The organism is Burkholderia sp. MS389, from assembly GCF_016899425.1.
Lineage (GTDB): Bacteria > Pseudomonadota > Gammaproteobacteria > Burkholderiales > Burkholderiaceae > Burkholderia > Burkholderia sola.
The window spans coordinates 2,536,257-2,560,863 of sequence record NZ_CP045994.1; the positions used below are offsets into that span (position 1 = coordinate 2,536,257).

Consider the following 24,607-nt stretch of genomic DNA (forward strand, 5'->3'; position numbering starts at 1 on the left):
TGCAGTCCAGCGTCCAACGCGGCGGACGGCGATACCGCCCGCTCCCGCGTTACTGCATGAACCAGCCGTGGCTGACGACGAACGACTGGCCGGTGAGCGCGGCGCTCGGGAACGCCGACAGGAACAGCACCGTCTGCGCGACGTCCTGCACCGTCGTGAACACGCCGTCGACCGTGTTGCCGAGCATCACCTTCTTGATCACGTCCTCTTCGCTGATCCCGAGCTCCTTCGCCTGCTCCGGAATCTGCTTGTCGACCAGCGGCGTGCGCACGAAGCCCGGACACACGACGTGCGAGCGCACGTTGTGCTTCGCGCCTTCCTTCGCCAGCACGCGGGCCAGGCCGAGCAGGCCATGCTTGGCCGTCACGTACGCGGACTTCAGCGGCGACGCCTCGTGCGAGTGCACCGAGCCCATGTAGATCACGACGCCGCCGCGATCGTCCTTGTACATGTGCTTGAGCGCGGCCTTCGTCGTCAGGAACGCGCCGTCCACGTGGATCGCCTGCATCTTCTTCCAGTCGGCGAACGAGTAGTTCTCGATCGGATTGACGATCTGGATGCCGGCGTTCGACACGAGGATGTCGACCGAGCCGAACGCGTCGGCCACCTTGTCGATGCCGCTGTTCACGGCGTCCTCGTTGGTCACGTCCATCGCGACGCCGATCGCCTTGCCGCCTGCCTTGACGATCTCGTCGGCGACCGCGTTCGCGCCGTCCTGGTTCAGGTCGGCGATCGCGACGGCCGCGCCTGCCTTGGCCAGTTCCAGCGCGATTTCCTTGCCGATGCCGCTCGCGGCGCCCGTGACGACTGCGGTCTTGCCGCTCAGATCTGCTGCCATGTCCGTCTCCTCCCGATATCGGATCGATAAAACACGCGCCCGTCGTATCCGCGCTCATCGCGAAATCGCATCGGCGTGCCAGCCGTCATTGTGCACGATCGGCCCCGCCGTTCGTGCGCAAAACGTCTAAGCTTAAGGTCGGTTCCGTTCAGCAGGAGAGTCTCATGCACTATCGACGGCTAGGCCGCTCCGGCCTGCAGATCAGCGCGCTTTCCCTCGGCTCGTGGGTGACGTACGGCAACCAGGTCGACCAGCGGGTCGCGCGCGAATGCCTTGCCGCGGCACGCGACGCGGGCGTCAATTTCTTCGACAACGCCGAGGTCTACGCCGGCGGCAAATCCGAGGAAATCATGGGCCACGCGCTCAAGTCGCTCGACTGGCCGCGCGTCAGCTATATCGTGTCCACGAAATTCTTCTGGGGGCTCGCGGAAGCCCCGAACCAGTATCACACGCTGAACCGGAAATATCTGCTGAACGCGATCGACGGCTCGCTGCGCCGGCTGCAGCTCGACTATGTCGACCTCGTCTATTGCCATCGCCCCGATCCGCATACGCCGATCGAGGAAACCGTCTGGGCGATGAGCGACATGATCGTGCGCGGCAAGGCGCTGTACTGGGGCACGTCGGAATGGAGCGCCGACGAGATCCGTGCAGCATGCGAGATCGCCGAGCGGCACCATCTGCACAAGCCGGTCGTCGAACAGCCGCAGTACAACCTGTTCCATCGCAGCCGGGTCGAACAGGAATATGCGCGGCTCTACGACGATTACGGCCTCGGCCTGACGACCTGGAGCCCGCTGGCGTCGGGCCTGCTCACCGGCAAGTACCGCGACGGCGTGCCGCCCGGCAGCCGCGCGCAGTTGCAGGGCTACGACTGGATGCGCGAACGCCTGACCGATCGGGCAGCCAACGACATCGTCGAACGGATCGGCGAGATCGCGGCCGAGCTCGGCTGCAGCACCGGCCAATTGGCCATCGCTTGGGTACTCGCGAATCCGCGCGTGAGTTCGGTCATCACGGGCGCATCGCGGGTCGACCAGATCGGCGACAACATGCGCGCGCTCGACGTTGCCGCGAAGCTGACGCCGGATGTGAAGCAACGCATCGAGGCAGTGGTCGGCGACGCATACGAGTAAGGCGACGCGCGGCCACTCGCGTACAATACGCGGCCGCATCGGCGCCCGGCCTGACGGCCGCGCGCGATCGAGCGCTTTCATCGATTCATCTTTCGTTTCAGGCGGCCAGCCATGCTCAGTTATCGTCACGGTTTTCACGCAGGCAATCACGCGGACGTGCTCAAGCACGCCGTCGTCGTCCAGCTGCTGCGCTACCTGAACAAGAAGGACAAATCGTACTGGTATATCGATACGCACGCGGGCGCCGGCGTGTACTCGCTGCGCGACGGTTATGCAGCGAAGACGTCGGAATTCGATACCGGCATCGGCCGGCTGTGGAACGAAAAGAACCTGCCGGAGGCGTTGGGTGACTATGTGGACGAAGTCCGCGCGCTGAACGACGACGGCGAACTGCACTTCTATCCAGGCTCGCCGTACATCGCATGGCGGTCGATGCGCGAGCAGGATCGTATGCGCCTGTTCGAAATGCACACGACGGAAATCGATGTGCTGCGCCACAATTTCCGCGATGCGGGGCGACGCGCGATGATCTTCGCCGGCGACGGCTTCGAAGGTATCAAGGCGCTGCTGCCGCCGCCGCCGCGACGCGCACTCGTGCTGATCGATCCGTCCTACGAGGACAAGAAGGATTACACGCGCACGGTGGGCTGCGTGACCGAATGCCTGAAGCGTTTCGCGACCGGCTGCTATGCGATCTGGTATCCGCAGGTCACGCGGACGGAATCGCAGCGCTTTCCCGAGCAGTTGAAGCGCCTGCAGCCGAACAACTGGCTGCACCTGACGCTGACGGTGTCGAATCCGCCGACCGACGGACTTGGCCTCTACGGCAGCGGGATGTTCATCCTGAATCCCCCATATACGCTCGCCCAGAGCATGAACGAGGTCCTGCCTTACCTGGTCGAGAAGCTGGGACAGGATAGCGGCGCCCGCTGTCAAATCGAGCACCGCGGAAACTGACCGGGCGACGGTCGTTACGGCTGCGGCCTGGGCGCGAGCCGCGGCTGGTTGGCCGGCTGCCCGCCCCACGCGGGAACACTGATATACGGCGCGACGAACAGCGGAACCGACGTGTTCGTCCCCTGTCCGGCTGGAGCCCGCATACCTGCCGGCTCGACGATCGGCTCCTGCGACAACGGCGCCGTCTGCAACACCAACCCGCCCTTGCCGTCCTGGATACCGCGCTGCGTATCGAGAACGAGCGGCCTGGACGACGTCGCGGCGCCCGCCGCGATGCCATGGACGAGCACGACTGCGCCCAGAATGAGACGCGCGCGGGCACTGCGACGCACTTCGACACGCAAACGCATGATCGTGTCCTTCAGGATGAAAAGGTCCATACCATAGCGCTGCACCGACGATTTCGCCAGATCCGGCGCACAAAAAAACAAAGCCCCGTCAATACGGGGCTTGCTTATCGTGCGGTGCCGCGCGGCACCTGACGGTGACTCCGATTACAGCGAGTAGCCGTTGGTTTCGAGCGAGCGAATGCGGCTCTCGAGCTGGACGATGTCCGACGACGTGGCGAGGTAAGCCTCACGGCGCTCACGTTCTGCGGATTCGAACCAGTTGCTCAACTTTTCAACGATGTAGGCGATCATGACGTTCTCCAAGGAAGAGGGACCCCTGGTGAATCGAAATTCAGGGATTTCCCGTATAGGGTTATCCCGAATTATAGCGACGCCGCACCAATATGCTAGTGAAAAACTTGCATGGAAACCATTCCAAATCGGAATGAAGAAAAGCGTGGCGCATCCAACCCGTTGATTTTAAATGACATGCTGTGTGGGCGCGTTTGGATGCTCGAGCACACGCACTAATTTGGTTCACTGACGGGGTCGGCCAAGCGCGCCAAAATCGGGCACTCCGGCCGCCCGTCACCATGGCAGTGCGCAGCCAGATCGGCCAGCGTGTCGCGCATGTCGCTCAGCTCCGCGATGCGTTTGTCGAGTTCGGCCACATGTTCAAGTGCGATCGATTTCACTTCGGCGCTGGCGCGTGAACGATCCTGCCAAAGCATCAGCAGCTTGCGAATGTCCTCGACGAGAAAGCCGAGTCGTCGTGCCTGACGGATGAACCGCAAGATATGGATTTCGTCCGCGCCGTAGATGCGGTAGCCGGCATCGGTACGCTTGCTCGGCGCAAGAAGCCCAACCTGCTCGTAGTACCGGATCATTTTTGCGCTGACTCCGGATTCGCGCGACGCGTCGCCGATATTCATTCCCCGCCCCTCTCCATCAAACCCTGGTTTCGAACACGACCGCCGACGGACGCCCTCGTCGACGACATATCGATCGTATCAAATCGAGGCGGTTCGTTCCGGGGAAGAGTTGGCAGCAGGAACGCAGATGATCCGACCTTGCACGCACGCCGTTGGGTTGCGAGGGATGGGGGCGCTTCGCCACATGCTTTTGGGGACGCCGAAATGCAAAAACCCCCGCCTTGTCGGGCGGGGGTTCTTGGCTTAGGGAGCCTGACGATTACCTACTTTCACACGGGAATCCGCACTATCATCGGCGTAGAGTCGTTTCACGGTCCTGTTCGGGATGGGAAGGGGTGGGACCGACTCGCTATGGTCATCAGGCAAAGGGGGTTGTTGCGTTGCTTCGCAGCGCAACCAATCTTGGAAGAAGCAGTAATTTTGAGTTGTGTGTATCACACACGAGAATCCAACTTGTCTCATCTTGCTACGCAGGTCGCCGGTACTTCAACCGGCGCGCCGCATCGATCAGCTTCGCTGCTCGATGCTCTGCGTGGGATGCTCGTAAGTGCTGAAGCACTAACGATCATCGACAAGGCAGACTTGTTATAGGATCAAGCCTTACGGGCAATTAGTATCAGTTAGCTGAACGCATTACTGCGCTTACACACCTGACCTATCAACGTCCTGGTCTCGAACGACCCTTCAAGGGGATCTAGTCCCCAGGGATATCTCATCTTAAGGCGAGTTTCCCGCTTAGATGCTTTCAGCGGTTATCTCTTCCGAACATAGCTACCCGGCGATGCCACTGGCGTGACAACCGGTACACCAGAGGTTCGTCCACTCCGGTCCTCTCGTACTAGGAGCAGCCCCCTTCAAATATCCAACGCCCACGGCAGATAGGGACCAAACTGTCTCACGACGTTTTAAACCCAGCTCACGTACCTCTTTAAATGGCGAACAGCCATACCCTTGGGACCGGCTACAGCCCCAGGATGAGATGAGCCGACATCGAGGTGCCAAACACCGCCGTCGATATGAACTCTTGGGCGGTATCAGCCTGTTATCCCCAGAGTACCTTTTATCCGTTGAGCGATGGCCCTTCCATACAGAACCACCGGATCACTATGACCTGCTTTCGCACCTGCTCGACTTGTCGGTCTCGCAGTTAAGCACGCTTATGCCATTGCACTATCAGCACGATTTCCGACCGTACCTAGCGTACCTTCGTACTCCTCCGTTACGCTTTGGGAGGAGACCGCCCCAGTCAAACTGCCTACCATGCACTGTCCCCGACCCGGATCACGGGCCAAGGTTAGAACCTCAAACAAACCAGGGTGGTATTTCAAGGACGGCTCCACCGAAACTAGCGTTCCGGTTTCATAGCCTCCCACCTATCCTACACAGATCGGTTCAAAGTCCAATGCAAAGCTACAGTAAAGGTTCATGGGGTCTTTCCGTCTAGCCGCGGGTAGATTGCATCATCACAAACACTTCAACTTCGCTGAGTCTCGGGAGGAGACAGTGTGGCCATCGTTACGCCATTCGTGCAGGTCGGAACTTACCCGACAAGGAATTTCGCTACCTTAGGACCGTTATAGTTACGGCCGCCGTTTACCGGGACTTCAATCAAGAGCTTGCACCCCATCATTTAATCTTCCGGCACCGGGCAGGCGTCACACCCTATACGTCCACTTTCGTGTTTGCAGAGTGCTGTGTTTTTATTAAACAGTCGCAGCCACCAGTTTATTGCAACCCCTTCACCCTCCTGGCGCAGGCCAGTCAAGCTACAAGGGCGTACCTTATCCCGAAGTTACGGTACCAATTTGCCGAGTTCCTTCTCCCGAGTTCTCTCAAGCGCCTTAGAATACTCATCTCGCCCACCTGTGTCGGTTTGCGGTACGGTCATCGTTAGACTGAAGCTTAGAGGCTTTTCTTGGAACCACTTCCAATTGCTTCGCTCCCTAAGGAGCTCGCGCCACACCCTTGAATTGCGCGCCCGGATTTGCCTAAGCGCCTTCTCCAATGCAGCGACCGGGACTTCCAACACCCGGACAACCTTCCGCGATCCGTCCCCCCATCGCATCTAACAATGGTGCAGGAATATTGACCTGCTTCCCATCAGCTACGCATTTCTGCCTCGCCTTAGGGGCCGACTCACCCTACGCCGATGAACGTTGCGTAGGAAACCTTGGGCTTACGGCGAGGGGGCCTTTCACCCCCTTTATCGCTACTCATGTCAGCATTCGCACTTCCGATACCTCCAGCACCCTTTACAAGGCACCTTCGCAGGCTTACGGAACGCTCTCCTACCATGCGAGCAAGCTCGCATCCGCAGCTTCGGTATATAGCTTAGCCCCGTTACATCTTCCGCGCAGGACGACTCGATCAGTGAGCTATTACGCTTTCTTTAAAGGGTGGCTGCTTCTAAGCCAACCTCCTGACTGTTTTAGCCTTCCCACTTCGTTTCCCACTTAGCTATATTTGGGGACCTTAGCTGGCGGTCTGGGTTGTTTCCCTCTTGACACCGGACGTTAGCACCCGATGTCTGTCTCCCGTGATTGCACTCTTCGGTATTCGGAGTTTGCTATGGCGGGGTAATCTGCAATAGACCCCCCAACCATGACAGTGCTCTACCCCCGAAGGTGAGACACGAGGCACTACCTAAATAGTTTTCGGAGAGAACCAGCTATTTCCAGGTTTGTTTAGCCTTTCACCCCTATCCACAGCTCATCCCCTAACTTTTCAACGTTAGTGGGTTCGGACCTCCAGTACGTGTTACCGCACCTTCATCCTGGCCATGGATAGATCACCTGGTTTCGGGTCTACGCCCAGCAACTGAACGCCCTATTCGGACTCGCTTTCGCTACGCCTGCCCTATACGGTTAAGCTTGCTACTGAACGTAAGTCGCTGACCCATTATACAAAAGGTACGCCGTCACCCCTTGCGAGGCTCCGACTGTTTGTATGCATGCGGTTTCAGGATCTATTTCACTCCCCTCCCGGGGTTCTTTTCGCCTTTCCCTCACGGTACTGGTTCACTATCGGTCGATCACGAGTATTTAGCCTTGGAGGATGGTCCCCCCATCTTCAGACAGGATTTCACGTGTCCCGCCCTACTTGTCGCACACCTAGTTCTTTCATACTGTTTTCGCCTACAGGGCTATCACCTGCTATGGCCGCACTTTCCAGAGCGTTCGGCTAACAATACAAATAAAGAGTGCAAGGCTCATCCCATTTCGCTCGCCACTACTTTGGGAATCTCGGTTGATTTCTTTTCCTGCGGTTACTTAGATGTTTCAGTTCACCGCGTTCGCTTCACTGGACCTATGTATTCAGTCCAGGATGACCCAAAAGGGCCGGGTTTCCCCATTCGGACATCTACGGATCAAAGCTCGTTTGCCAGCTCCCCGTAGCTTTTCGCAGGCTACCGCGTCCTTCATCGCCTGTGATCGCCAAGGCATCCACCACATGCACTTGTTCGCTTGACCCTATAACGAGTCTGTCTCTCGACAGCCGCTACAGGTTGAGTTCTCGCGTTGTGCCGTATTCCAAAATCGAGCCGAACAATGAAGTTCGAATCATCTTGAGATACATCGATACAATCACAACCCGGATAACTTCCACGTCCATCTCGAGACGCTTCCGCTATCCAAATTACTTACTTCTTCCAGATTGTTAAAGAACGACAGCCGATATCTGTTGATATCCTCTGACTGGCTCAATCGCCAATGACAAAGACTCGAACGACGCTTTGTTCGAACGCTTGTCATTGAAGATTGGTGGAGGCAGACGGGATCGAACCGACGACCCCCTGCTTGCAAAGCAGGTGCTCTCCCAGCTGAGCTATGCCCCCATGAGTACAGATGCCTCAGGTGTGTTACCGCCAGACAATGGTGGGTCTGGTTGGATTCGAACCAACGACCCCCGCCTTATCAAGACGGTGCTCTAACCGACTGAGCTACAGACCCCTGAGTCTGTCTTTAATTTACAGCCGATAAGCGTGAGCGCTCAACTTGTGCGAGAAGCTCTGGAAAGGAGGTGATCCAGCCGCACCTTCCGATACGGCTACCTTGTTACGACTTCACCCCAGTCATGAATCCTACCGTGGTGACCGTCCTCCTTGCGGTTAGACTAGCCACTTCTGGTAAAACCCACTCCCATGGTGTGACGGGCGGTGTGTACAAGACCCGGGAACGTATTCACCGCGGCATGCTGATCCGCGATTACTAGCGATTCCAGCTTCATGCACTCGAGTTGCAGAGTGCAATCCGGACTACGATCGGTTTTCTGGGATTAGCTCCCCCTCGCGGGTTGGCAACCCTCTGTTCCGACCATTGTATGACGTGTGAAGCCCTACCCATAAGGGCCATGAGGACTTGACGTCATCCCCACCTTCCTCCGGTTTGTCACCGGCAGTCTCCTTAGAGTGCTCTTGCGTAGCAACTAAGGACAAGGGTTGCGCTCGTTGCGGGACTTAACCCAACATCTCACGACACGAGCTGACGACAGCCATGCAGCACCTGTGCGCCGGTTCTCTTTCGAGCACTCCCGCCTCTCAGCAGGATTCCGACCATGTCAAGGGTAGGTAAGGTTTTTCGCGTTGCATCGAATTAATCCACATCATCCACCGCTTGTGCGGGTCCCCGTCAATTCCTTTGAGTTTTAATCTTGCGACCGTACTCCCCAGGCGGTCAACTTCACGCGTTAGCTACGTTACTAAGGAAATGAATCCCCAACAACTAGTTGACATCGTTTAGGGCGTGGACTACCAGGGTATCTAATCCTGTTTGCTCCCCACGCTTTCGTGCATGAGCGTCAGTATTGGCCCAGGGGGCTGCCTTCGCCATCGGTATTCCTCCACATCTCTACGCATTTCACTGCTACACGTGGAATTCTACCCCCCTCTGCCATACTCTAGCCTGCCAGTCACCAATGCAGTTCCCAGGTTGAGCCCGGGGATTTCACATCGGTCTTAGCAAACCGCCTGCGCACGCTTTACGCCCAGTAATTCCGATTAACGCTCGCACCCTACGTATTACCGCGGCTGCTGGCACGTAGTTAGCCGGTGCTTATTCTTCCGGTACCGTCATCCCCCGACTGTATTAGAGCCAAGGATTTCTTTCCGGACAAAAGTGCTTTACAACCCGAAGGCCTTCTTCACACACGCGGCATTGCTGGATCAGGCTTTCGCCCATTGTCCAAAATTCCCCACTGCTGCCTCCCGTAGGAGTCTGGGCCGTGTCTCAGTCCCAGTGTGGCTGGTCGTCCTCTCAGACCAGCTACTGATCGTCGCCTTGGTAGGCCTTTACCCCACCAACTAGCTAATCAGCCATCGGCCAACCCTATAGCGCGAGGCCCGAAGGTCCCCCGCTTTCATCCGTGGATCGTATGCGGTATTAATCCGGCTTTCGCCGGGCTATCCCCCACTACAGGACATGTTCCGATGTATTACTCACCCGTTCGCCACTCGCCACCAGGTGCAAGCACCCGTGCTGCCGTTCGACTTGCATGTGTAAGGCATGCCGCCAGCGTTCAATCTGAGCCAGGATCAAACTCTTCAGTTCAAACCTGTTACTGTTTTCGGTTCGGTTAAGAACCGGTCGCTCACTCAAAGCTGACAGGAATATGAATCACTTCATAAACCTGACTTACTTTAGTGTGAGACTCTTGATACTTTCGCTATCTGATCCGAGGATCAGCTGGCTTCCATCAAGCGCCCACACTTATCGGCTGTTAATTTTTAAAGAGCATTCTGCGAGGAACTTCGTATTTCCCGGCAGCGCCGCGTTTTCAGCAGCAGAGAAGCGAGATTATGAACCGTGTTTCGCAGCTCGTCAACAACTTTTTACACTACATCGTTGCGACTGCGGGGCTCAACTTCCTGTACCGCCAAGGCTCGCTACGACCGAACCCCAACAGCACCGCTTCCCTTCCTTCCGCGCCGCGTTTCCGTTAGCGCGAAAGAGGCGTGATTCTATGCAGCTCAGGTCGTGAGCGCAAGGGGTTTCGCAGAAACTTTTTTACACAGGCCGCAATTCGGCCGTCCGGCCATGCTTGGCCACGAGACCGCTTATGGTGCAAAGAACGGACTAGAATGTGAGGTTCTTCGCCTCTTTCTATATACGTCTTTAATATGCGCCAGCGAATCGCCAAACGCCTCCCCCCCGATGCCGACAAACTGGTCGGTCTGTCACTTGCGCTCTTCGCGTCGGGCAGCCGCATCGAGGATCGCTTCTGGGAAGCGAAGCTCGATACGCTGCTCGCCAAGATCGTCCGCAACGGCAATCAAACTACGCTCGACGCCGCGCTCGACCATCTTCAGCAGAATCATCCCGACGCCTACGGCGCGCTCGCCGACATGGCCGAGACGCACAGCGAGTCGATGGTGATCGAGCACGACGGCCAACCATACGATGCGCTGCTGGTCGCCGTCCCGGTCCTCGCCTGGACGCGCTACATGATTCCGTCGGGCCCGCTCAAGGGCGACGTTGCCGACGCGCTGCGAACGCATCTGCAAGCGCACGTGCTCGCGAACGGCACCCTCGTCGGCCTCGCACCGTTCCTCTACAGCATCGACCAGTTGCCGCGGCACCATGTCGAAACCTACCGGCTGGCCCAGCAGCTCGCCCACGCGGCAATCGGCCAGCACGCCCCGAAGCTGAGCTTCGGCGACCTGCCGGAAACTTCGCCGATCCTCGCCGATCCGCGCTTCCTGCTGGCGGTCGTCGCCGCGCCGGCCGGCGCGCCGCTGTTCCGCTGGCAAGAAGAAGAAAACGGCAGCCGGATCGAGCGCGGCCAGTGCCTCGAACAATGGACGGCCCAAGGCGGCCCGAACCTGTCGATCGCGCTGCCCGGCTGCGAGTTCGAATGCCTGCTTCCGGACGCGTACTACTCGGCTTGTCGCGATGCGGACGAACGCGTACGTCCGCATACCGTCCGAACGGCCATTCGTTATCTATTCGACACACTTGGTGCAGCGCCGCAAGAGCTGCGCGCGGTGGTCGCCGGCTTCGGCGAACGCCGTATCGACGAGTATCGCGTCGGCTTCACGCGACGTGCGAGCAACGACGTGATCTACGGTGTCGTGTGGCCGCTCTACGGCCGTGAAAACGGCGACATCTCGGTCGACAACGCGACGCTCGAAGGCGAAGCGCCGATCGAAGGACCGCTCGAGGAAATCGTGAGCCTGCTGAAGGAATGCGGCGTAACCGACGTCCGGCGGCACGCGGGCCGCTTCGAACCCGAATACTGCGACGACTGCGGCGTGCCGCTTTACGCCGATCCGCTCGGCGAAATTGTCCATGCGGAAATGCCGGAAGACGCGTCGCCCGCCCAGCCGCACTTCCACTGACCCGCACCGCAGGCCCAGACGGCCTGCCCGCCCCAAAGCCGCTTTCGGTTCCCTGCCGAAGCGGCTTTTTTCATATCCGATGCCCGGTCGCTCGAAATTTCGAACTTTTCCTAAGCCTTTCAGCCAAGCAGACATCGTGTAAGGTCTTTGTCATTATCGGGGCCAGCTTATCCCCGACGGCAGTCAATGACTCACTTCACGGAGGTTGAATATGCGGTTCTTGGTACTTAACTCAGACGCCGAACGGCGTGACGGACTGAAGACCCTGTTGCGGCAGATCGACCGGCACGCCAGCATCAACGATGCGCCTGACGGTTTCCAGGCACGCCGGCTGCTGCGCACCCAGCGTTTCGACCTCGTCGCGATCGACTGGCTGGACGTGGGCCGGATCAGCGAGCTTCAGGCACTCGGCAACGCGTGCTCGCCGACCCCGGTCGCCGTCCTGGTCGACGACATCTCGCCCGAAGCGATCCAGCGCTTCTTCAATTACGGCGTCGCAGGCGTGATCCCGCATTCCACGCGGCCGCACCTGATCGTGCGGGCGCTCGAGATCGTGCTGTTGGGCGGCCACTACATTCCGCCGATCGCCCTCAGCCTGCTGCCGTCCACGGCAACGGCGACGGCCCGCCACGACGCCCATTTCCAGACGCTCGCGGGCTCCCTGCCGCGGCGCCCGCCGAGCGGCCTCCTGTCGCCGCGGCAAGCGCAGATCATGCGGTTCGTCCACATGGGCAGCACGAACAAGATGATCGCGCGTACGCTCGGCATCAGCGAAGGCACCGTGAAGATCCACCTCGCGAGCATCTTCCAGCAGCTCGGCGCCGCAAACCGCGCCGCCGCGGTCGCGATCTACAACGGCTGGCTGTCGCCCCATCTCGAGGTGCTGCTGGCGAACCGGAACCGCGCCCGTAAACCGGTCATCGGGGAACACGGCCCGGCTCCGCTGCGTACACAACGGCATGACCGTCCGTACCCGTTACCCACCGCGAATACCGGCACGCAGGACCTGCCACTCGCCGCCGAGCCACCGGCACGGTTCAGGCGCGGACGCTAGGCAAACAGTCTCGATATTGCGACGGTCGGGCATGTGCAGGCTCCCACCTTTGATGCTCAACGAGTAATATGGACGCATGGGTTTTCTTTTCACACCGCTTCCGCTCTGGGTTGGCATCGGTGGCTGGATCGCCGCCGTGGCCCTGCTCGCGCTCGCGATCTGGAATCGCCCCTTCGTACGCCTGCAAGACGCCACGCTTCAGCACGTGTGGCTCGCGCTCGTCACAGCGATCGCGGTCCTGTGGGCCTCGAACGCATGGCTCGAAGATGGCATCGTCATGCATCTGCTCGGCGCGACGTTGCTCGTCACGCTGTTCGACTGGACGCTCGCACTGGTCGCGATGGGCGCCGTCACGGCGATTGCCGCGGTCATCTTCGACGCGCCGTGGCAAGGCATCGGCCTGACCTATCTGATCTACGGTGCGCTGCCTGTCGGCGTGTCGGCGTTGCTGCAACGCGCCGCACTCGCGTGGCTGCCGCACAACCTCGCGTCGTTCATCACCGGGCAGGGCTTCCTGTCGCCCGCTATCGCGATCGTCGCGGTCGCCGCGGCGGCGGCCGGTGTCCAGCTCGCGCTCGCGGACGGCGTGCCCGTCGTGATTCCGGCCGGCTATCTGCTGAACACCGCGCTGCTCGCGCTCGGCGAGGCCTGGTTCACCGGCATGGCAACGGCCCTCATCGCCGTCTATCGCCCCGCGTGGGTCACGACCTTCGACGTCCGCCGCTACCGCCTCGGCGGCCCGCGCGCCTGAATTTCCTCCGCATCGGACGAGCGCACACGCGTATCGGCGGCCATTCCGCCGCGCGCGCCGAATACGTCACCTACTGCCGCACAACTTTTTTACGCTAAGATTGAACTCCTGTTCTTCATCGGGCATCTATACGTGCCCGACGTCTTCTTCGCTCCTCACCAATAACCAGATGGACAGCTCACCTGCCTCGCTCCGGATTTTCCGGGCGCTCGGCAAGCTGGCAGCCTGTATCGCGGGCCTGTCGCTTGCGCTTCCCGCACCGGTATTCGCCGACCTGCTCGACCAGCGTTCCGAACTGATCAACAAATTCGTCAACGAGATGCATGCCGATCCGCTCGCCGCCGATTGTGCGGCGCACGGCAGCTTCATCGCCAGCACGTCGACGGCGTTCGATCGCGTCGACTTCGCGCCGAACGCATTCGACGGCGGCAACGCGACGATCACGCCGTGGAACGACTCGTTCGACCAGGGCAAGCAGCGTGTGAAAGTCGACAACATCGTCACCGTCGACGGGCTCGGCATCCATAGCGACGGCAGCGACCCGACGCCGCTGAAATTCCGTTGCGGCTATGTCGGCCAGCAAATGCTCGCGTTCAGCTGGAACGATCCGGTTCCGCCGCTGAAGCCGCGCGTCGAGCGCTCGTCGTCTTCGACGAAGAAGTTCAAGGGCAAGTCGCACCGCGGCAAAGCCAAGGCGAAGGCATCGGGCCGCACCGGCAGCAAGAAGGCCGTCGCGACGAAGAAATCAGGCGGGCAGAAGAAAGCCGTGAAGAAAAAAACCGCGAAGAAGTCCTGATACGGCGGAGCGGCGACGACAGCATCAAAAAAGGCCGGTGCATCGCAAGATGCGCCGGCCTTTTTCATGCGACGACGGCTGCGCTTACGCGAACGTGTCGACGTGCACGAGGATCGCGGCCAGCATCGCCGCGCCGAGCGCCGCGCTACGCTCGCCGTTCCAGCCGACGCGCTCGTCGGGCAGGTTCGCATTGTCCTTGAACGGCATTTCGAGCGTCAGCGACAGGCAGCCGAACTGGTGGCCAATGTACTTGGACGCGAGCTTCAGCGCATCTTCCTTGTACTTGCTCGCCGCGTAGCCATGCTCGGTCTGGAAGTCGGGGCTGGCGACCTTGAACGCGTCGATGAACGCGGCCTGCTCCTTGCGCTGCTGCTCGGTGAAGCTGGGCAGCATCTCCGAGCCGGCGACGAACACGTACGGCAAATCCTCGTCGCCGTGAATGTCGAAGAACATGTCGCAGCCGATCGCGTGGATCGCATCGCGCACGGCCAGCACTTCGGGGCTGCGCTCGGCATCGGGCGCCATCCACTCGCGGTTCAGGTTCGCGCCGGCCGCATTGGTGCGCAGGTTACCGTGCACGCTGCCGTCCGGGTTCATGTTCGGGACGATGTGGAACGTCACGCGATCGTAGAGCTTACGCGCAACCGGGTCGCCCGCCCAGTCGCCCCATCCGGCCAGCCGCTTGACCAGGCCTTCGACGAACCACTCGGCCATCGATTCGCCCGGATGCTGGCGCGCGATGATCCACACCTTCTTCTTCGGCGCGCCATCGGTTTCCGGCGTGCCGAGCGTCAGCAGCGACATCGGACGGCCTTCGACCGTGCGGCCGAGCTCGGCGACCCTCGCCTGCGGCAACTGCTGGACCGCGCCGAGAAACGCCGCGTGACGCTCTTCGGAGTACGGTTCGAAATACGCGTAGTAGATGCTATCGAATTCCGGCGTATGGTCGATGGTCATCGTCTTGCCGTCGAATGTCGTCGGCACCCGGAACCAGTCGACGCGGTCATAGCTCGCTACCGCGTGGTAGTTGCGCCAGCCCGACGGATACGCGCATTCGGCTGCGTTCTCGAACGTCATCACGCATCGCTCGCCGCGCGCCCCCGTCAAACGGTAGTAAAACCATTGCGCGAATTCCGAGCGATTGTCGCCACGCACGCGCAGCCGGATTGCGTCGGGGCTATCGCACGACACGACGTCGATTGCGCCTGCGTCGAAACTACTGGTGATCGAAACGGCCATCTGTCTATCTCCTTTGTCGACCAGCGTTAGCGCTTCAGCGCTTACGCTGGTCCCATGCAAAGCGGTCGACCGAATCGGGCAGCGTACCGCCTGTCCGGCCCCAATGCATGCGCCGGCCGTCTCGTGAACGGCCGGCTGGGTCACTCGCCGATGCGCCGGCGATATACGTAAGTCGAATCGTTCGACGCCGCCGCATCGAACGCATAGCCTTCGGTCGCGAATGCCTTCAGCGCCTTCGGGTCGGTGATACGGTTCTCGACGACAAAACGCGCCATCAGGCCACGCGCGCGTTTCGCATGGAAGCTGATGATCTTGTAGCGGCCGCCCTTCCAGTCCTCGAATACCGGCGTGATGACCGGCGCGGCCAGCAGCTTCGGCTTGACCGACTTGAAGTATTCGGTCGACGCGCAGTTGACGAGCACGCGCGCCGCGCCGCTGCGCGTCTCGAGCTGCTCGTTCAGCGCCCGCGTGATGCGGTCGCCCCAAAACGCATACAGATCCTTGCCGCGCGCGTTCGCGAAACGCGTGCCCATCTCGAGCCGGTACGGCTGCAGCAGGTCGAGCGGACGCAACAGCCCGTACAGGCCCGACAGCACGCGCACGTGCTGCTGCGCATAGTCGAGATCGGTCGGCGACAGCGATTTCGCGTCGAAACCCTCGTAGACGTCGCCGTTGAACGCCAGCACGGCCTGCTTCGCGTTGGCCGGCGTGAAGGTCGGCGACCAATCGGCGTAGCGCTGGAAGTTCAGGCGCGCGAGCGGGTCGGAGATATCCATCAGCGCCGCGATGTCCTGCGGCGACAGCTTGCGCAGGCCGGCGATCAGCTCCGACGCGTCGTCGACGAATGCAGGCTTCGTGTAAGACTGGATGTGCGCGGGCGTCTCGTAGTCGAGGGATTTGGCGGGAGAGAGAACGATTATCATAGAGGCTCGCTGGCACGCCGTGCCTTGCGGTCAGACGAAAACCACCGATTGTAACGAATGCCCCGCTCTCTCGCCCCGCATGCCGCCCACCGCGTCGTGCTCGACTCGAACGTCTGGATCGACATCCTCGTATTCGACGACCCCGCTACGCGCCCAATCCGTGCCGCGCTGGAGCGCGGCACGCTGGCCGCCGTAATCGACGGCCGCTGCCTGACCGAGCTCGAATACGTGCTCGACTATCCGCAGTTCCAGTCGCGCGCGATCGACAAGGCTGCCGCGCTCGCGACGGTCGCCCGGCTCGCGAGCCTCGTCGAACCGTCGCCCGCCGACGCCGACGCGCCGCCGCTGCCGAAGTGCAAGGACCGCGACGACCAGAAATTTCTCGAACTCGCCCGCGCCGCACAGGCCGACTGGCTCGTGTCGAAAGACCGCGCGCTGCTGAAGCTCGCGAAACGCACCGCACGCGACTTCGGCTTCCGGATCGCGCAACCCGCGCCGTTCGTGGAAGCCTGCGCGCTCGACGCCACGGCGACGCCGGCCTGACGCCTCACACCCGAATTCGACCGTCTCGATGAACGCTCCTTCAGATATGCCAACGACTCCCGTTTTCCCGTCGCGCCTGCCGAACGTCGGCACGACGATCTTCACGGTCATGAGCGCGCTTGCCACCGAAAAAGGCGCGGTGAACCTCGGCCAGGGCTTCCCGGATTTCGATTGCGATCCGCGCATCGTCGATGCGGTCGCCACCGCGATGCGCAACGGACACAACCAGTACCCGCCGATGGCCGGCGTCGCGCCGCTGCGCGACGCGATCGCCGACAAGATCGCGCAGGTGTACGGCCGACGCTACGATCCGGGCACCGAAATCACCGTGACGGCCGGCGCGACGCAGGCGCTGCTGACGGCGATCCTCTGCGCGGTGCATCCGGGCGACGAAGTGATCGTCGTCGAGCCGACCTACGACAGCTACCTGCCGTCGATCGAGCTTGCCGGCGGCAAACCCGTGTTCGTCACGCTGGACGCACCCGACTACACGATCCCGTTCGACCGTCTCGCGGCCGCGATCACGCCGCGAACGCGGATGATCCTGATCAACACGCCGCACAACCCGACGGGCACCGTGTGGCGCGAGGCCGACATGCGCAAGCTCGAGGACATCGTGCGCGGCACCAACGTGCTGATCCTGTCCGACGAGGTCTATGAACACATGGTCTACGACGGCGCGCGCCATGAGAGCGTCGCGCGCTACCCGGAGCTCGCCGCGCGCAGCTTCATCGTGTCGAGCTTCGGCAAGACCTATCACGTGACGGGCTGGAAGGTCGGTTACGTCGCGGCGCCGGCGGCGCTGACCGCGGAATTCCGCAAGGTCCACCAGTTCAACGTGTTCACGGTGAACACGCCGATGCAGATCGGGCTCGCCGACTACCTGCGCGACCCGGCGCCGTACCTGTCGCTCGCGGGCTTCTATCAGAAGAAGCGCGACTTCTTCCGGGCCGGCCTCGAGCGCACGCGCTTCAAGCTGCTGCCGTGCACGGGCACGTACTTCCAGTGCGTCGATTACTCGGCGATCAGCGACCTGCCCGAAGCGGAATTCTCGAAGTGGCTCACGTCGGAGATCGGCGTGGCGGCCATTCCGGTGTCGGCGTTCTATCATGAGCCGCACGAATCGGGCGTCGTGCGCTTCTGCTTCGCGAAGCAGGAAAGCACGCTCGCATCCGCGCTCGAACGGCTCGCCCGCCTGTAAGCCCGGCAGGGGCGGCCACGCGCCGCCCGTCAGACACGCTTACGAACGCACGACGTTCGCCGCTTCGACATACGCCTTGCGCTCGGCTGCCACGCGTTGCGCGGCCGGGCGTTCACCGACCGTCTTTGCGTGCGCCTTCCAGTCGATGCCAGCATCGAGCAGGAAGTCGCGCCCGAAGACGGCCTTCGTCGCCATCCCGACGACCGGCAGATGAACCCACGCGGCCATGTCCGCGAGGCCGAACGAGTCGCCGAGCACATGCGGCGAAAAGCGCGTCATCTGCTTGAATGCATCGATCGCGCGCGGCAGGCGCTTCTCGACGTGCGCCTTCATCCCGTCGCTCACCTTGCCGCCGAAAAACGCTTCCGTGTACACCTCCCGCGCCATCCATTCGAGATACAGCTCGAGCGTCTCGACAAGTTCGCGCACCTTCGCCGCAGCGAACGGGCTTGCGGGGAAAATGCCTTTCTCGGGATAGCGCGCCGCCAGGTATTCGATGATCGCCTGCGACTCGAACAGCGCGCCCTCTTCGGTCTTCAGGAACGGAATCTTGCCGAGCGGCGAATCGGCAAGCTGCGCCGGATCGCTGATCGGAAAACCGCACACCCGTTCCTCGAATGGAATGTCGTGCTCGAGCAGGACGAACTTCACCTTGTTGTAGTAGTTGGACAACGGAATACCGCACAGCTGTAGCATCGGGGTCTCCTTCCTTGCTGAAGCGCGGCCGCATCGACGCCGGCCGCATCGGGATTCATCGCGCTGAAAAGCACGTCCGTGCTAGTCTAAAGCAAGTTGTGTGTTCGTCACGACGACATTACCTCCGCTGCGGCGTCGGCTTCGCCCGTCCGCGCGACACACGCGGCGTCGCCGCCGCGCCATCCGATGGAGACACGCTCGCATGAGTGCTGAACTGCTGGCCTCGCGTCCGCCCGAGAGCGAATCGACGCTCGTCCTCACGCTGTCCAATCCCGGCGCGCGCAACGCGCTGCATCCCGACATGTACGCGGCCGGCATCGAAGCGCTCGCCACCGCCGAGCGCGATCCGGCGATTCGCGCCGTCGTGCTGACCGGCGCCGATCGCTTCTTCTGCGCAGGCGGCAACCTGAACCGGCTGCTCGAGAATCGCTCGAAGGATCCGTCCTTCCAGGCCGACAGCATCGATCAGCTCGCGGCATGGGTCACGGCGATCCGCGCGTCGACGAAGCCGGTGATCGCGGCCGTCGAAGGCGCCGCGGCCGGCGCGGGCTTCTCGCTCGCGCTCGCGTGCGACCTGATCGTCGCCGCACACGATGCGAAATTCGTGATGTCGTATGCGCGCGTGGGCCTGACGCCCGACGGCGGCGGCTCGTGGTTTCTCGCCCGCGCACTGCCGCGTGCGATCGCGGCCGAAATCCTCTTCGAAGGCAAGCCGGTTGCCGCCGAACGCCTGCATGCGCTCGGCGTCGTCAACCGGCTCACCGCGCCCGGCACGGCACTGAGCGACGCACTGGCATGGGCCGACGCGCTCGCCGGCATCTCGCCGAATGCGCTCACGCGCATCAAGTCGCTGCTCGACGACGCGACCGCGCAACCGCTGGACGCGCATCTCGGCACCGAGCGCGATCATTTCGTCGCGTCGCTGCATCATGCGGACGGGCTCGAAGGCATCACCGCCTTTCTCGATAAGCGCCAGCCGCGCTACAAGCGCTGATCCGCCGCGTCGGCCTTCGAACCGACGCTACGCCGCGACGTCCATCCGATGCGCCGCGCGCAACGCCCGCGGCGCTCTCCCGTGCGGCCGCGCATGCCCGTCGGCACGCGCGTTTCCGTCGCCAGCAGCCCGTGTCGATCCATGCTCTAATGACCGCCTGTCGCGGCGCCGCCGGCGCCGTTTTCGCGCATGCCACACAGGAGTTGACGATGATCGACGTCTATAGCTGGGCGACCCCGAACGGCCACAAGGTGCACATCATGCTCGAGGAAACCGGCCTCGCGTATCGTGCGCATCCGGTCGATATCGGTGCCGGCGACCAGTTCAAGCCCGAATTCCTGAAGATCAGCCCGAACAACAAAATCCCCGCGATCGTCGATCCGGACGGCCCCGGCGGCCAGCCGATCTCGCTGTTCGAATCGGGCGCGATCCTGATCTACCTCGCGGAGAAGACCGGCAAGTTCCTGCCGACCGAGCCGGCCGCGCGCTATGCGACGCTCGAGTGGCTGATGTTCCAGATGGGCGGCGTCGGCCCGATGCTCGGGCAGGCGCACCACTTCCGGCTGTATGCGCCGGAGAAGATCGAGTATGCGGTCAACCGCTACACGAACGAAGCGAAGCGCCTGTACAACGTGATGGAAAAGCGGCTCGGCGAATCCGAGTATCTCGCAGGCGACACGTACACGATCGCGGACATTGCGACTTTCCCGTGGACGCGCTCGTGGCAAAACCAGGGCATCGTGCTCGATGAACTGCCGAACGTGAAGCGCTGGCACGAGGCGATCGCCGCGCGACCGGCCGTGCAGCGCGGCGTCGAGGTGCTCGCGTCGATGCGCAAGGCGCTGCAGGACGACAAGGCTCGCGAGGTGCTGTTCGGCGCAACGCAATACGCGAAGCACTGACGAGCGTGTAACGAGCGGAGCGGCATCCGCGCATGCCGCTCCGTGCTTCAGAAGTAATGCAGCGTGACGAACTCCGCCGCGCATACCGGCAGCGGCGCGTCGGGGCGCTCGACCTGCATCGATACCGACCACGTTACCTGGATGCCGCCGCGCGCGGCGTCGGCGGTTTCCTTTACCGCGAACAGCGCACGCACGCGCGCCCCGACCGGCACCGGCTTCAGGAACCGCACGCGGTTCAGCCCATAGTTCACGCCCATCTTCTGCTCGAAGCGCATCGCGTCGGTCATCAACGCAGGAATCAGCGACAGCGTCAGGAACCCGTGCGCGATCGGCCCGCCGAACGGCGACTCGCGTCGCGCGCGTTCGGGGTCGACGTGAATCCATTGATGATCGCCGGTCGCGTCGGCAAAACCGTCGACGCGCGGCTGGTCGATCTCGATCCAGCCGCTCGCGAGCGGCTCCGCGCCGACCCGCGCCTGCAGCGCCTGCGCCGATGCGATCAGCGGCAAGGTCACGTCGGTCATGAGTTCGCGCCCCCCGGATGGCGCAGCCCGAAAATCACCTTGGTGTGCACGGAGATCACCGTCTCGCCGGCTTCGTTCACGCCGATCCATTCCGTCGACACGATGCCGCGATCGGGCTTGCTCTCCGACACGCGTTTGTCGTGCACCTTCTGGTACATCGTGATCGTGTCGCCGGCGCGCACCGGCTTCAGCCAGCGGATCGAATCGATGCCCGGCGAGCCCATGCTGGTCGAATCCGGCCCGAGCTTCTGGACCAGCAGGCTCATGAATACCGAGCACGTATGCCAGCCGCTCGCGACGAGCCCGCCGAAATGCGACGCCTTCCCCGCTTCCTCGTCGACATGGAACGGCTGCGGATCGTAGCGCTTCGCGAACGTCTTGATGTCGTCGGCCTCGAACGTGTAGCGGCCCACTTCGGTGGTACTGCCGACCACCAGGTCTTCGTAACTGATGCCCACTGATAAGTCTCCTTGTCTGGCGCGCTCGCGCGTCACCGTCATGCTACGTCGGTCTGCGCGAAATCGGGCAGCGCCGCGATGCGGGCGAGGTGATGATCGGTATCGCCGAGCGTCGTCTCGATGATCGACAGCCGCTTGAACAAATGCGCGGCGGCCACCTCGTTGGTCACGCCCATGCCGCCGTGCAGCTGGACCGCCTGCTGGCCGACGAAGCGCGCGGCCGCGCCGACCCGCGCCTTCGCGGCCGACACGGCCTTGCGCCGCGCATCGGCATCGCCGTTCGCGTAGCGGACCGCCGCGAGATAGGTCAGCGAACGCGCCTGCTCCGCATGGATCAGCATGTCGACCATCCGGTGCTGCAGCGCCTGAAAACGCGCGATCGGCACGCCGAACTGCTCGCGCGTCTTCGTGTATTCGACCGTCGCGCGATTCAGTTCGTCGAGCGCGCCGACCGCTTCCGCGCACAGCAGGAAGGTCGCGTAATCGGCGATCTGCTCGAGCGCCGCCGCGTCGCGCGCCCCACCCGTCAGCAATCGGGCCGGCGTTTCGTTGAACATGATCGTCGCGGCGCGCTGGCCGTCGATGGTCCGGTAGTCGACCACCTTCGCATTGGCCGCATCGCGTTCGACGACGAAGAGGCCGAGGCCGCCGCCGTCGACCCGCGCAGGCACGATCCACGCGTGCGCCTGGGCGCCGTGCTGAACGACCGACTTGGTACCGGTCAGCCGGTACGTGCCGCCCTGCCCGCGCGCGCGCGTGTCGAGCTCGTACAGGTCGTAGCGCGCGTGCGGTTCGTGGAACGCGACCGCCACGCGCTTGTGCCCCTGCGCGACCGCCTCCAGCAGCGCGGCATCGTCGCCCGCGCCGGAGCCGGCGATCCGCAACGCCTCGACGCCAACCGCCGTGGCCCAGTACGGCTCGATCACGAGCGCACGGCCGAGCTCCTGCATCACGACCAGCATGTCGACCGGGCCGCCGCCGAAACCGCCCTGTGCGTCCGGCACGGGCAACGCGGTCAAGCCCAGTTCGGTGAATGCGCTCCACTGCGCATCCGACACGCCGGTATCGCTACGCACGATCGCCTGGCGCGCGTCGAAGCCGTATTGCTCGCCAAGATACCGGCGCAGCGCGTCGGCGAACTGCTGCTGCTCATCGGTAAAGCTGAAATCCATGGTTGTCTCCGTTCCCTGATCACAGCCCCAGAATCATCTGCGCGATGATGTTCTTCTGGATCTCGTTCGACCCGCCGTAGATCGACGTCTTCCGGTAATTGAAGTAGTACGCGGCGAGCGGCGCCGCATCGTCGTCGCCGGCGATGCTGTGTTCGCGCTCGCCATCGAGGAACGGCACGTCGAACGGTGCGGCCAGCGGACCGATCGCTTCGACCATCAGCTCGGTGAGCGCCTGCTGCACCTCGGTGCCCTTGATCTTCAGCATCGACGCCTCGGGGCCGGGCCCCTTGCCGCTCGTCTCGCGGCTGACGACGCGCAGCACCGTCACCTCCAGCGCCATCAACTCGACTTCGAGCGCCGCGACCTTCGCGGCGAACACGGGATCGGCGAGCAACGGCTTGCCGTTCTTGCGCTGGTTCGATGCGACGCGCTTCAGGAACGCGAGCTCCCGCTTCGACGCGCCGACGCGCGCGATGCCGGTGCGCTCGTGGCCCAGCAGGTATTTCGCGTAGGTCCAGCCGCGGTTCTCGTCGCCGACGAGGTTCTCGACCGGCACCTTCACGTCCTCGAAGAACACCTCGTTGACCTCGTGGTCCTCGTCGAGCATCACGATCGGGCGCACCGTGATGCCGGGCGTCTTCATGTCGATCAGCAGGAACGAGATGCCTTCCTGCTTCTTCGCGGCCGGATCGGTGCGCACGAGGCAGAACATCATGTCGGCATACTGGCCGAGCGTGGTCCAGGTCTTCTGGCCGTTGACGACGTAGTGATCGCCGTGGCGCTCGGCGCGCGTGCGCAGCGACGCGAGGTCGGACCCGGAACCCGGCTCCGAATAACCTTGGCACCACCAGTCCGAGCCGTCGAGAATACGCGGCAGATAGTGGCGCTTTTGCGCTTCGCTGCCGTATTTCATCAGGACCGGCGCGACCATCGACACCCCGAACGGCAGCACGGTGGGCGCACCGATCCGTGCGCACTCCTCGTCCCAGATGTGCCGCTGCGTCGCGTTCCAGCCCGGGCCGCCGTATTCGACCGGCCAGGCGGGCGCGGACCAGCCGCGCTGGCCCAGGATCCGGTGCCAGCGCGCGAAATCCTCGCGGTCGAGTCGTTTGTGATCGAGTACCTTGGCGCGCAGTGCGTGAGGCAGGCTGGCCTCGAGCCAGGCGCGGACGTCGGCGCGGAACGCGTCGTCGGCGGGGGAATAGTCCAGATCCATGCGCAGTGTCTCCTGTCCGCGGCCGTCCGGCCCGGCCAAGGACACACTGCGTACGTCATTGCAGCGGTTCTTTCAGCGCGGCAGGAATCGGCAGCGGCATCACGTCGATGCCTTCTTCGACCAAGGACTGCGCATCCTCCGGCGTCGTGACGCCGCGAATGCTGCGTGCGGGCGCCTCGTTGTAATGGATGCGCCGCGCTTCCTCGGCGAAGCGCTCGCCCACGTTCTCGGTCTTCTCCAGCACCTCGCGCAGCGCGCGCATCACCTGCGCCTGCAGCGCACGCGGATCGGCCGGCTGCGGCTGCGTCGCGCCCGACAGGTTCAGGCGCGGCGCGGACGGCATCCGGTTGATCTCCGTCGTTCCGCACACCGGGCATTCGACCAGCTTGCGGGACAACTGCGCTTCGAATTCATCGGCGGAAGCGAACCAGCCTTCGAACCGATGACCGTGCGGACACTGTAAATCGAGGACCTTCATGCTGAATCAGGGCGTGTGACGAGTGTAGCGCAAAAAGCGGTTTTGTGAACGGTCGTGCTAAATCCCGATCGCGCGGCACGAACGCACCGCGTCACCGGATTGTAACGCGGCGCCCCGCCCGCCGCTGACGCCGTG

At 62.4% G+C, this 24,607-nt stretch carries 22 protein-coding genes, 2 tRNA genes and 3 rRNA genes; 10 read left to right on the plus strand and 17 right to left on the minus strand.

The features are described from left to right. Positions 1-49: 49 nt before the first annotated feature. Positions 50-838 carry a 3-hydroxybutyrate dehydrogenase gene (locus tag GJG85_RS11750; RefSeq protein ID WP_089488615.1) on the minus strand — a complete coding sequence of 263 codons (789 nt, stop codon included), beginning with the start codon at positions 836-838 and terminating at the stop codon, positions 50-52. Between the two features lie 164 nt (positions 839-1,002). Here GJG85_RS11750 and GJG85_RS11755 point away from each other — a divergent pair, with 164 nt between their 5' ends. Beyond that, a complete protein-coding gene (locus GJG85_RS11755; protein WP_050018293.1) occupies positions 1,003-1,974 on the plus strand; it encodes an aldo/keto reductase in 972 nt (323 codons plus the stop codon). Positions 1,975-2,085: 111 nt separating this feature from the next. Next, positions 2,086-2,931, plus strand: a complete 846-nt coding sequence (gene rlmJ, locus GJG85_RS11760) for a 23S rRNA (adenine(2030)-N(6))-methyltransferase RlmJ (protein WP_050018292.1) — start codon at positions 2,086-2,088, stop codon at positions 2,929-2,931. 14 nt (positions 2,932-2,945) lie between these two features. Here the strand turns inward: rlmJ and GJG85_RS11765 are convergent, their stop codons facing one another. The 8 genes from GJG85_RS11765 to GJG85_RS11800 all read right to left on the minus strand — a co-directional run bounded on the left by GJG85_RS11765 (position 2,946) and on the right by GJG85_RS11800 (position 9,738). Next, the gene (locus GJG85_RS11765) at positions 2,946-3,311 is read right to left on the minus strand and encodes a hypothetical protein (RefSeq protein ID WP_176017087.1); all 366 of its coding nucleotides are present in this window, start codon (positions 3,309-3,311) and stop codon (positions 2,946-2,948) included. 114 nt (positions 3,312-3,425) lie between these two features. Beyond that, a complete protein-coding gene (locus GJG85_RS11770; RefSeq protein ID WP_006478295.1) occupies positions 3,426-3,572 on the minus strand; it encodes a DUF3563 family protein in 147 nt (48 codons plus the stop codon). Between the two features lie 215 nt (positions 3,573-3,787). Beyond that, positions 3,788-4,192, minus strand: coding sequence for a Cu(I)-responsive transcriptional regulator (gene cueR, locus GJG85_RS11775; RefSeq protein ID WP_050018291.1), 405 nt, complete (start codon positions 4,190-4,192; stop codon positions 3,788-3,790). A 250-nt stretch (positions 4,193-4,442) separates the two neighbouring features. Then, positions 4,443-4,555: ribosomal RNA gene (gene rrf / locus GJG85_RS11780) — 5S ribosomal RNA — on the minus strand. A 226-nt stretch (positions 4,556-4,781) separates the two neighbouring features. Further along, positions 4,782-7,662, minus strand: a 23S ribosomal RNA gene (locus GJG85_RS11785). 289 nt (positions 7,663-7,951) lie between these two features. Next, positions 7,952-8,027: transfer RNA gene (locus GJG85_RS11790), tRNA-Ala, on the minus strand. Between the two features lie 38 nt (positions 8,028-8,065). Further along, positions 8,066-8,142, minus strand: a tRNA-Ile gene (locus GJG85_RS11795). A gap of 63 nt (positions 8,143-8,205) precedes the next feature. Then, positions 8,206-9,738 (minus strand): 16S ribosomal RNA (locus tag GJG85_RS11800). Together the 16S, 23S and 5S rRNA genes with 2 tRNA genes alongside form the textbook arrangement of a ribosomal RNA operon. Before the next feature lie 569 nt (positions 9,739-10,307). Between GJG85_RS11800 and GJG85_RS11805 the strand changes: the two genes are divergently transcribed. The 4 genes from GJG85_RS11805 to GJG85_RS11820 all read left to right on the plus strand — a co-directional run bounded on the left by GJG85_RS11805 (position 10,308) and on the right by GJG85_RS11820 (position 14,126). After that, complete coding sequence (locus GJG85_RS11805) at positions 10,308-11,525, plus strand: DUF2863 family protein (RefSeq protein WP_089488673.1); 1,218 nt, start codon at positions 10,308-10,310, stop codon at positions 11,523-11,525. Between the two features lie 211 nt (positions 11,526-11,736). Continuing rightward, positions 11,737-12,579 (plus strand): response regulator transcription factor, encoded by an 843-nt coding sequence (locus tag GJG85_RS11810; RefSeq protein ID WP_050016506.1) that lies wholly within the window; start codon positions 11,737-11,739, stop codon positions 12,577-12,579. A gap of 76 nt (positions 12,580-12,655) precedes the next feature. After that, positions 12,656-13,330, plus strand: a complete 675-nt coding sequence (locus tag GJG85_RS11815; protein ID WP_050016504.1) for an energy-coupling factor ABC transporter permease — start codon at positions 12,656-12,658, stop codon at positions 13,328-13,330. 169 nt (positions 13,331-13,499) lie between these two features. Continuing rightward, positions 13,500-14,126 carry a hypothetical protein gene (locus GJG85_RS11820; RefSeq protein WP_089488674.1) on the plus strand — a complete coding sequence of 209 codons (627 nt, stop codon included), beginning with the start codon at positions 13,500-13,502 and terminating at the stop codon, positions 14,124-14,126. An 84-nt stretch (positions 14,127-14,210) separates the two neighbouring features. On the opposite strand, the gene GJG85_RS11825 is transcribed toward GJG85_RS11820, so the two are convergent. Continuing rightward, the gene (locus tag GJG85_RS11825) at positions 14,211-15,365 is read right to left on the minus strand and encodes a M14-type cytosolic carboxypeptidase (protein WP_050016500.1); all 1,155 of its coding nucleotides are present in this window, start codon (positions 15,363-15,365) and stop codon (positions 14,211-14,213) included. Positions 15,366-15,505: 140 nt separating this feature from the next. Beyond that, complete coding sequence (yaaA, locus tag GJG85_RS11830; protein WP_050016498.1) at positions 15,506-16,288, minus strand: peroxide stress protein YaaA; 783 nt, start codon at positions 16,286-16,288, stop codon at positions 15,506-15,508. Between the two features lie 57 nt (positions 16,289-16,345). Here yaaA and GJG85_RS11835 point away from each other — a divergent pair, with 57 nt between their 5' ends. Next, positions 16,346-16,831, plus strand: a complete 486-nt coding sequence (locus tag GJG85_RS11835; protein WP_050016496.1) for a putative toxin-antitoxin system toxin component, PIN family — start codon at positions 16,346-16,348, stop codon at positions 16,829-16,831. 28 nt (positions 16,832-16,859) lie between these two features. Then, on the plus strand, positions 16,860-18,032 hold the full coding sequence (locus tag GJG85_RS11840; protein WP_050016494.1) for a pyridoxal phosphate-dependent aminotransferase: 1,173 nt from the start codon (positions 16,860-16,862) through the stop codon (positions 18,030-18,032). Positions 18,033-18,071: 39 nt separating this feature from the next. Here GJG85_RS11840 and GJG85_RS11845 read toward each other — a convergent pair whose 3' ends face one another. Then, complete coding sequence (locus GJG85_RS11845; protein ID WP_050016493.1) at positions 18,072-18,728, minus strand: glutathione S-transferase; 657 nt, start codon at positions 18,726-18,728, stop codon at positions 18,072-18,074. 202 nt (positions 18,729-18,930) lie between these two features. Between GJG85_RS11845 and GJG85_RS11850 the strand changes: the two genes are divergently transcribed. Next, entirely contained in the window at positions 18,931-19,722 is a 792-nt protein-coding gene (locus tag GJG85_RS11850; protein WP_089488679.1) for an enoyl-CoA hydratase, read from the plus strand. A 209-nt stretch (positions 19,723-19,931) separates the two neighbouring features. Continuing rightward, positions 19,932-20,624 carry a glutathione binding-like protein gene (locus GJG85_RS11855; protein ID WP_050016513.1) on the plus strand — a complete coding sequence of 231 codons (693 nt, stop codon included), beginning with the start codon at positions 19,932-19,934 and terminating at the stop codon, positions 20,622-20,624. A 47-nt stretch (positions 20,625-20,671) separates the two neighbouring features. On the opposite strand, the gene GJG85_RS11860 is transcribed toward GJG85_RS11855, so the two are convergent. From GJG85_RS11860 to GJG85_RS11880, 5 genes are read right to left on the minus strand one after another with little or no spacing between them, the layout of a single operon-like run. Beyond that, a complete protein-coding gene (locus GJG85_RS11860) occupies positions 20,672-21,148 on the minus strand; it encodes a MaoC family dehydratase (RefSeq protein WP_089488680.1) in 477 nt (158 codons plus the stop codon). Next, positions 21,145-21,606: a MaoC family dehydratase gene (locus GJG85_RS11865; RefSeq protein WP_050016488.1), complete on the minus strand. Its 462-nt coding sequence runs from the start codon at positions 21,604-21,606 to the stop codon at positions 21,145-21,147. Before GJG85_RS11865 ends, GJG85_RS11860 begins: the two co-directional genes overlap by 4 nt. A 38-nt stretch (positions 21,607-21,644) precedes the next feature. Continuing rightward, the gene (locus tag GJG85_RS11870) at positions 21,645-22,778 is read right to left on the minus strand and encodes an acyl-CoA dehydrogenase family protein (protein ID WP_050016487.1); all 1,134 of its coding nucleotides are present in this window, start codon (positions 22,776-22,778) and stop codon (positions 21,645-21,647) included. Between the two features lie 19 nt (positions 22,779-22,797). Further along, positions 22,798-23,994, minus strand: a complete 1,197-nt coding sequence (locus tag GJG85_RS11875) for an acyl-CoA dehydrogenase family protein (protein WP_089488681.1) — start codon at positions 23,992-23,994, stop codon at positions 22,798-22,800. Positions 23,995-24,049: 55 nt separating this feature from the next. After that, positions 24,050-24,472 (minus strand): DUF1178 family protein, encoded by a 423-nt coding sequence (locus tag GJG85_RS11880; protein WP_050016483.1) that lies wholly within the window; start codon positions 24,470-24,472, stop codon positions 24,050-24,052. Between the last annotated feature and the right edge of the window lie 135 nt (positions 24,473-24,607).